Below are 8621 nucleotides of genomic sequence, written 5' to 3' on the forward strand. Positions count from 1 at the left end.
GCCGCTGTTGGTGATATCGCCCTGACTGTTAAGCGCTACCGTATTGCCGGCAAGGAGGGCGCCGTCACCGCTCAGGTCGCCGGATTTCACCCGGGCGTACACCTGTGGCACCGTCACCACCTGCGTGGTACCGTCCGGCAGCGTGACCGTCTGGTGAGTCAGCCAGACAATATCGGCGGTCAGCAGCGCCATCTGTGCCGGACTCAGGGCGACGCCGGGAGTGAGCTGTTGTTCCCTGCCGAAAGCCACCCCGGCATCCATCAGCGCTTTAAACTGCGCTTCGTCGTTATGATAGCCGGGCAGATAGCGCTGGCCGGTCAGTTGGGTAATCTGGTCCCGCACCAGCCGCTGTTCATAGAATCCATCCCCTAACCGTTTGTGCACCAGGGCCGGGTCATGGGTGAGTTGTTGCTGCATGTAGTCCGAACCCAGCCACTGTTTGTACTGGGTGAATTTCGGGTCGGTCTCCACCAGGTAGTGGCTGTCGCTGCCCGGTTGTACGGTATACAGGCTGTTATCCGGTAATCGGGTATCGGGCGTGATAACGCGGATAACCGGGTCAACCGGGTGTCCTTTGACGGTTTCCGGCGGCAATGTCAATTCAAACGGCTGGCCGGGTGGCAGGACTAAAGGCTGGTCGGGCGGTAGGACTAAGGGTTGACCGGGCGGCAGGATTAAGGGCGGGTCGTGCGGCAGGACTAAGGGCGGGTTGTTTATCCCGGCAACCGGTTTCACGGCGGTGGGGGCCTGTTGCACCTGCCCAGTCTGTCGGGCTGTCATCGTGATATCGGTACCCTGTGGACGGGTATGGTCCTGCCAGGCCAGCGTGTTCAGGTCTGTCGTTTCTCTCACCGGGGCAGGGCCATAATGGCTGCGGCTTTTCCCCTGCGAGGTTTTAGTGCCGCCAATACGGCGTTTTTTCTTTTTCGCGTACCAGTGGGTCTGGCGCCCTTTATCGGTGGTGATACGTTCGCCCTGAGTGGCAATATTGTGCAGCTCGCCAATGTCACCGCCTAGCGCGCCGCCGGCGACAATCTGGCTGTCGTGATTGGTGACCTGCGCACTGTTGAGCGTCATATTGCCCCCGGCCAGCATTTTACCGGGGTCACTCTGTTTGACCTGGGTTTCCCTGACGGTGCGGGTGTATTGATATTCGTAAAAGTCATTACTGCCGCTGCCGTCCGGCATGATGGCATCGTGCACGCCGTATTTGTTGCGGTGGGAGGTATCCACCTGCGACCAGTCATAGCGGGTAGTCTGTCCGCTCAATACCGCGTCGTGATGGGGCGATTTTTCCGTTTCGACGACCTGGGTGACCAACCCGGCATTGGTGTTGTGGATCTGGGCAGCCTGAATCGTCAGATTATTCCCGGCTTCAATCGTCGCCGCGTGGTTATTGAGCACATGCGCTTGACCGGTCGCCGTCAGGGTCTTATCCAACTGGCCGCCGATGCGCGTGTCGCCCACGCTGTAAATCTGCGCATGATGCTGGTTGTTGAGCGTACTGGTGCCGATATCCAGCCGGTCACGGGCGGCAATGACGGCGGCTTTGCCGTCTTGGGCGGTGTTATTCAACATGCCCGTCTGGAGGGCAAGCTGGTCCCCGTAAATCCGTCCGGTACCCGTATTGTTCAGGGTGTTGGCCGTGAGATGAGTCAGGTCACCGTCAATCAATCCGGTGTTGTTCAGCGTATCGTGGACGTTGATTTGCGTTTGTCCGGCGCTGATTTCGCCGGATGCGCTATTGGTAAGATTATGTGCGCCCAGATGCAACGCCTGACCGGCTTTTATCTGGCGGTCATTGAAAATATTGCCGGTCGTTTTCAGGGTCAGATTGCCATTGGCCGCGGTGTTGCCGGTATGGTGAAAATCCTGGGTTAACGTGACGGCCATATCGCCCTGCGATAACAGTTGACCGTCACCACTTAGGGCCTCGGCGCTAATGTCAGCCTGTTTCCCGGCAATCAGGGTGCCCTGTCGATTGTGAATCACCAGATGCGGTTGCTGAGCCTCACTGTTGACCGTGAGCTGTTTACCTGCGGAGACCAGCCCCTGGGTATTATTCAATGTCTGGCTGATGTTCGCTTGCAGGTGGTTAGCCGCCCGTAAAGCGCCCCCGGTATTATCTGCCTGTTGGGCGTTTATCGTCAGATTTTGTGCTTCCACGCCGTTATCCGGCTGCGCCGTCTCGTGGTTAATCAAGTGAGTGGTGTTCAGGGTAAGTTGTGCGCCGCTACGGATAAGGCCGCCGGTGTTATCCGTTTGGGTGTCAACATGAAGTTGAGTGTCGCCCACCGCCTGGACCTGACCGTGATGATTGTCGAGCCGTTGGGTTTTCAGGTTGAGCCTGTCTGCCGACAACAATTTGCCGTCCCGGTTATCGGTCTGCGCCTGTCGGGTGTCGATAGCCAACTGTCCGCCTTGAAGGTGGCCCTGACGATTATCCAGTTGACCACTGGTGACCGTGGTGGCGCCCTCACCCAGAATACGCCCCTGTTGGTTATCCAGTAACTGTCCGTCAGTCTCCAGCGTCAGGGTGTCTGCGGATTGTAAGGCGCCCTCGTGGTTTATCAGTTTCTGGCTGTGAATGCCCAGTCCGCCATTCCCCGCTATCATGCCGCCGGTGTTATTGATGTCGCCGGTGCGCAGGGTTAAATGCCCGCCACTCAACAACTGGCCCGCTTTTTGGTCGGTATTGCGGGTATTCGTCAGCCAGTGACCGTGAGTATCTACGGTCATGTCGCCACCAGACTGTAACAACCCCGCCGTATTATCCAGCTGGCCGCTAGTGACCGTGGTGACGCCCTCACCCAGAATACGCCCCTGCTGGTTATCCAGTAACTGTCCGTCAGTCTCCAGCGTCAGGGCGTCTGCGGATTGTAATGTACCGTTGCGGTTGGTGAGTTGCCGGCTGTGAATGCCCAGTCCGCCATTCCCCGCTATCATACCGCTGGTGTTATCGATGTCGCCGGTACGCAAAGTTAAGCGTCCGCCACTTAACAACTGGCCCGCTTTTTGGTCGGTATTGCGGGTATTCGCCAGCCAGTGACCGTGGGTATCTACGGTCATGTCGCCACCAGACTGTAACAGCCCCGCCGTATTATCCAGTTGACCACTGGCGACCGTGGTGGCGCCATCACCCAGAATACGCCCCTGTTGGTTATCCAATAACTGTCCGTCAGTATCCAGCGTCAGGGCGTCTGCGGATTGTAAGGCGCCCTCGTGGTTTATCAGTTTCTGGCTGTGAATGCCCAGTCCGCCATTCCCCGCTATCATGCCGCCGGTGTTATTGATGTCGCCGGTACGCAAAGTTAAGTGTCCGCCACTTAACAACTGGCCTGCTTTTTGGTCGGTATTGCGGGTATTCGCCAGCCAGTGACCGTGAGTATCTACGGTCATGTCGCCACCAGACTGTAACAGCCCCGCCGTATTATCCAGTTGACCACTGGCGACCGTGGTGGCGCCCTCACCCAGAATACGCCCCTGCTGATTATCCAGTAACTGCCCGTCAGTATCCAGCGTCAGGGCGTCTGCGGATTGTAAGGTGCCGTTGCGGTTGATGAGTTGCCGGCTATGAATGACCAGCCCGCCATGACCCGCTATCTGTCCCTGCGTATTGGTGAGTGCGGCGCTGGTCAGAGTGGTTTTACCGTCCGCTGCTATCATGCCGCCGTTGTTATTGATGTCGCCGGTGTGCAGGGTTAAGTGTCCGCCGCTCAATAACTGGCCGCCTTTTTTGTCCGTCGTGGCGGCATTGGCGAGCCAGTGACCGCGAGTATCCACGGTCATGTCGCCGCCAGACTGTAACAGCCCGGCGGTGTTCTTTAGCTCACCACTGTGTAAGGTCAGGGTATCCCCGGCTATCACCTGTCCGGTGGTATTGATGAAGGGGTGGCCTGTGGTCTGACTGTCAATGTGTTGCGCCAGCAACACGCCCTGCGTGTTATCCAGGATCTGGCTGGTGGTGGTCAGTCGGGTTTTGGCTTCAATATGCCCGTGGGCATTCTGAAGGGCTTTCCCAACCGTGAGGGTGGCGCTGTCCCCGGTAGCAACAATACTACCCTGACCATTATCCAGTTGGGCAGCACTGAGCTGGAGCGCATTGCCCGCTTCCAGCTGGCCCGACTGATTGTTCAGGGTATCTTTGACGGTCAGGGCCAGCGTCCCTTTTTCGGCGGCCACGATGTGGCCCTGACCATTATCGACGGTCGTTGCCTTCAGGTTCAGGTTACCGTTGCCGGCAATGGTGCCATTCTGGTTATTCAGTCGCCGGGTGGTGAGGGACAGGGTGTCTTTGCCCTGTTGTTGCATGACACCGCGTTGATGGCTCAGGGTGTCAGCGTTAATGGTCATCTGCCCGGCCTGAGTTTCAGCCTCGTTCAGTTGCAGATCACCGGCCTGTATCGTCAGGGCGCCATGGGTCAGCAGTTTGCCCTTATCACCCAGCCACCGTTGGGTGTTGAGCGACAGTTTCCCGTTGCCCGCCAGTTGCACGGTGCCCTGAGTGTTATCTGCCTGATGTGCTGTGAGATGCAGGTCCTCGCCCTGACTGGCAATAGTGCCCTGACGGTTGTTAAGCTGGTCCGTGGTGAGGGTCAATTTTCCCTGACTGAACAAAGTGCCCTCACCGTTATTCAGGGTGTGGGTATTGAGCGTTAGCTCACCGCTCCCCGTCTGGTTAATTTTTCCCTGCTGGTTAGCAATATCCGGGGTCGTGAGGTGGATTGCCCGCGCCACTAACTGGCCGCCGTCGTTGTTAAACCGGCCCGGGGTTTTCACCGTCAAACGGTCGGCGTTGACGGTGGCGTGAGCGGTACTTATCCCCTGTTGGCTGGCAGTCAATTGAATTTGATTGGCTACGGTTTGGCTGCCGCTCAAGTCAATCTGTTGCCCCTGAACCGTCAGGGCATTTGTCGCCAGATTTTTCCCCTTCGCCTGAACGTGCTGTGCCGTCAGGGTCAGTGAACCGGGTCGGGTGGTGTTGCCGTTATCATCTATCCCCGCCGCCCACACACTGCCGTTACTGCTTTGTATTGTTCCTGCCTTAGCGGTGATATCGCCCCGCGCCTCAACCCGGCCACTATTGTCCAGTTGTCCGCCGGATTGCAAGGTCGCCGTCGATTGTGACAGGAGTTTGCCCTGATTGTTTATCTTTGCCGTACTGGTTAATTGCAACGCATCACGGCTGTTGATGGCGCCACTGTTCCCAATCCACCCATCGGCGGTAATATGCACTTCACCCGCCGTCGCACCGATGTTACCGGCGTTACGCACCCCCACCCCCGTTTCGGTGCCTATCAGCCTGATTTTATGGGCATACATGCCGCCCAGTGCCGCTACATCCAATGCAAACTCCGGGGACTTTTTATTGTCAGCCGATTTTTTTTCAATCTGCTGGTGCGCAGCATCCACAATATTGCGTCCAGTGGTCACTTTCAGGTCCTGCGCATGTAATTTGGCGTTAATCGCGACGGAGCGGGCAATAATATCGGTGTAACTTTGCTGTGTGCTGTCCATGCCGTGCCCGTCAATCCGCACTTCCCCCTGATTGACATCAAAGCCTTTCAACCGTCCCTGTTCCATCAGCGCCTCGCCGGTGGTCAGCATGGTGCGATGCGCGTTGATAAAGCCACAGCCATTACAGGTGATACCCGAAGGGTTGGCAATAATGACATCGGCTTTACGTCCGGCCACTTCAATCCAGCCATTGAGGTGACTACGGTCATGGCTGTTGACTTCATTGAGGATAACGTTGGCATCGCCTTTGGCTAACCACGGATTGCCCGCTACCATGCCACCCAACTGCGTCTGAGTGGCGTTAGCGCTGTTATTGAGGATAACGCCTTGTTTATCCACATCAAACTGGCGGTAGCGATTGTGGGAAACCCCGTCGGCGCCCGGTGTCTGGATATTGACCTGCGGCGTGCCGTTGGCGCTGTGGATAATCGTCGGTTGCTGACGGCCCGGCGCCTGCCCATCCGCCACGATGTTCGCCTGTGCGGTGAGCGAAATTCCGCCAAGGGCTAACAAGAGACTGAATCGTAACGCGGTGAGTCGGCAACGACACGACGGTAGAGATAGGCGACGAGTGCGGCACCCCGTTCGTCCTCGTCCGGCACGCGCTATCTCTGCAACCACCATCCATATCTGGCGGGCCGGATTAAAGATAATACGATACAACTGCTTGTTCATAACGTTTGCTCCACTCACACGCTACACACGGGCAGCGTTATTATTCTGAATCAGTACTGCCAATACAGGTTGAATCCGGCCGTGACGGGGGAAGTTTGGAAACCGGCGGGTTTGGACAGCGGGACACCGACAAACAGGTCGTAACTGACCCTTTTCAGGCTGCCTCGCCAGCCCAGGGCGCTCCCCGCCAGGTGTTTACCGAGCAGGGCGTCACTGCCCCGTCCGCCCACTTCGCCATAATCCATTGCCAGATACAGCGATTGCCCTTTCAGCGGGGTTTGCCAGTCCAGTTCGTTACGGCTGTACCAGCCCCGATCCGCGGATAAGGTCAACTCGCCATCAAAGCCGCGTACCGTCCAGCGGCCACCGATTGAAAATCGATCCTGGGGCGTCAATGGGCTGGCGCTTATCTGACGCAGATACTGGGTCTGATAAGAAAAAGGCTGGGAAAACAGGGTTAACGGCCCGGAAAGCGTCGCCGAGAATTGGGTGATTTTAGGCAAGGCGGTCCCTTCATTGCGGGACTCTTCCGGCGCAGGTTGCGCACCAAACCAGCGCATGCCCTGTTGGTAAGTGACCCGTGCGTCTAACGTTGCATTGCCAATGTCATGCTGGTGAGAAAGTCCCAATTTCCAACCCGCCGTTTCCCGGCGCTGAACGTCGATTTCTGTGTTATCAATAAAATTGCGGGACGCCCGCCGATAAATTTCACCATTAAGCAAGGTTTTCTGGTCCGCGTTACGGTGCAGAACCCGGCTGAGCTGGACAGACAGGTTTTGGCTTTTGCCCCGGTATTGAATCGCCTGATTCAGCCCGGCTATCGTCTGGGTATAATCGTAATGACTGGCCGTCACGCTCGCCATCCAGTAGCCAAAGGGCAGGGAGTAATAGAGCGTGTCGTTTTGGCTGCCTTTCCCGCCAGACGCGTGAATATCGCGCCCGGCGGAGAGATAGAACAGGTCGCTGAGCGCCAGGGGGTTATCCAGAAAAAAGGTGAATCCGCCTTGATAACGCCCGGTGCTTTTGGACCCGGTATCATCCAGATACGTGGCGACTCGCCAGTGCCGTGACTGACGCCAGTCCAGCACAATATCGCTCTCCCCCGGTTGCTCTGCCGGGACAATGTTCATGTCCGCCTGCACGGTTGGAAAACGTTGCAAGTTTTCTAATCCCTGCTCAATGTCCCGTAAATCCAGCAGCTTGCCTTCACGCGTGGGAAAGGGCGTTATCCGCTGGATATATTTCCCGCTGTCCGGGGTATAGCGGATATGCCGGATCCTTCCCGGTATCATCACCAGTTTTAAGGTTTGGGTATGCAGATCCTGACGAGGAGCCAGAACCCGGCTGGTGACATAGCCATGATTGATGAGCTGATCTTGCAATTGGGTCATCAGCCGGCTAATGCCTTTATCACCGAGGCAATGGTGTTCGCCCTGTTGGGCAACATGCCTGAACGGTAACCAGTGCGGGAAATTTTCGGTGCCTGCCAGGATAACGCGGGTGATGGGAAAACAGGGTGTTTCCACTGGGAATGTGGATGACACCGCTTTTTCGGGTACCGACAGGCGAACCTCCGCAGGCGGTGGAGCCAATTGAGCCTCCAGCGCTTGCTGACGCGCCTGTTGATGGATCAGTTGTTGATCTGCAATGTCTGTGGCCTGACTGTCTGACACTACGCTACAAAAAACCGCAAACACTAAAATACTGCTTTTCATTGACTTTCTATTCCACAATGTCGAAGCGGTATTAACCATAAATTTAATTTAGCGATCAATATTCAGGGTTTATTATTAGCCTGGTAACTAAAATAGGCGGGGTGGTTAAGATAGCAACAAAAACAAGGCGTTATATTATAGTGCAAAAAATAGACCCATGTTATCATTGCGTTGCAAATTGTATAAAAAACAGATTAATATTAATCGTTTAATAACCAACACTAATAATTTCAAAATGATTTCATTTTTTGTTTTAATTATGTGATGTATATCACATTTATGATGTTTAATTTCAGGATGAAATCACTTTTAATGTGATGACTGTCGTTAATAAGTGATGAGATATAACCTTTTATGATTAGGCTGGATGATGACTTTTAGCTCAGTTGGCAGAGCTGGCTATTATACTCTTAAAAGCTATTGCTCGGCGGATTCGACTAATAAGTGAAACTTTTTAAAAGTAAGGCTCCGGTTATTCACGTAAATTATTAGAAGATATTTTGTGATTTATATCACACTTTCAAGATTGATCGGAAATTAGTCAACTAAACAAACGAGACACCGTAAATTTTTTGTTATATTTTACTCTCTCTTAGGTCGCCAATGGCATAACAGCCCAGGTTACCTGTTCAATGCAGGTTATCAATACAAGACTAACAGCAACAGACTGCTAGCAGCCTCATTGTCTTAAATGTTCTTCCTCAAGGCGGGTCT

Annotated in this window: 2 protein-coding genes; both read right to left on the reverse strand. The window is 55.0% G+C overall.

What is annotated here, in order from left to right; all coding sequences use genetic code 11:
* Nucleotides 1–6192 (reverse strand): two-partner secretion domain-containing protein (locus ABR397_RS21365; RefSeq protein ID WP_350307473.1); only part of this gene is annotated, 6192 nt, incomplete at its 3' end.
* Nucleotides 6193–6242: 50 nt separating this feature from the next.
* The gene (locus tag ABR397_RS21370) at nt 6243–7907 is read right to left on the reverse strand and encodes a ShlB/FhaC/HecB family hemolysin secretion/activation protein (protein WP_350307474.1); all 1665 of its coding nucleotides are present in this window, start codon (nt 7905–7907) and stop codon (nt 6243–6245) included.
* Nucleotides 7908–8621 lie beyond the last annotated feature (714 nt).

The sequence above is a fragment of the Photorhabdus viridis genome, assembly GCF_040256935.1.
Classification (GTDB): Bacteria; Pseudomonadota; Gammaproteobacteria; order Enterobacterales; family Enterobacteriaceae; genus Photorhabdus; species Photorhabdus viridis.